The 906-nt window shown below is 33.8% G+C and carries 1 protein-coding gene; it reads right to left on the bottom strand.

All coding sequences use genetic code 11. The features are described 5' to 3' along the window. Positions 1–60: 60 nt before the first annotated feature. The gene (locus KA845_RS12065) at positions 61–735 is read right to left on the bottom strand and encodes an IS6-like element IS257 family transposase (protein WP_001105987.1); all 675 of its coding nucleotides are present in this window, start codon (positions 733–735) and stop codon (positions 61–63) included. Positions 736–906: the final 171 nt, after the last annotated feature.

The following is a 906-nucleotide window of genomic DNA, read 5'->3' as shown; positions in this document are numbered from 1 at the left end:
TTTTTTCTGTTGCAAAGTAAAAAATATAGCTAACCACTAATTTATCATGTCAGGGTTCGCTTAACTTGCTAGCATGATGCTAATTTCGTGGCATGGCGAAAATCCGTAGATCTGAAGAGACCTGCGGTTCTTTTTATATAGAGCGTAAATACATTCAATACCTTTTAAAGTATTCTTTGCTGTATTGATACTTTGATACCTTGTCTTTCTTACTTTAATATGACGGTGATCTTGCTCAATGAGGTTATTCAGATATTTCGATGTACAATGACAGTCAGGTTTAAGTTTAAAAGCTTTAATTACTTTAGCCATTGCTACCTTCGTTGAAGGTGCCTGATCTGTAATTACCTTTTGAGGTTTACCAAATTGTTTAATGAGACGTTTGATAAACGCATATGCTGAATGATTATCTCGTTGCTTACGCAACCAAATATCTAATGTATGTCCCTCTGCATCAATGGCACGATATAAATAGCTCCATTTTCCTTTTATTTTGATGTACGTCTCATCAATACGCCATTTGTAATAAGCTTTTTTATGCTTTTTCTTCCAAATTTGATATAAAATTGGGGCATATTCTTGAACCCAACGGTAGACCGTTGAATGATGAACGTTTACACCACGTTCCCTTAATATTTCAGATATATCACGATAACTCAATGCATATCTTAGATAGTAGCCAACGGCTACAGTGATAACATCCTTGTTAAATTGTTTATATCTGAAATAGTTCATACAGAAGACTCCTTTTTGTTAAAATTATACTATAAATTCAACTTTGCAACAGAACCCTCTTTTTAATATCCCCGACTGGCAATGCCGGGATAGACTGTAACATTCTCACGCATAAAATCCCCTTTCATTTTCTAATGTAAATCTATTAACTTATTATTAATTCAATTCGCT

Origin of the sequence: Staphylococcus sp. GDX8P114P-2 (genome assembly GCF_017892945.1) — a bacterium.
GTDB classification, from domain to species: domain Bacteria; phylum Bacillota; class Bacilli; order Staphylococcales; family Staphylococcaceae; genus Staphylococcus; species Staphylococcus arlettae.
The sequence above is the reverse complement of the archived record's forward strand: the minus strand, read 5'-3'. Positions and strand labels throughout refer to the sequence as shown.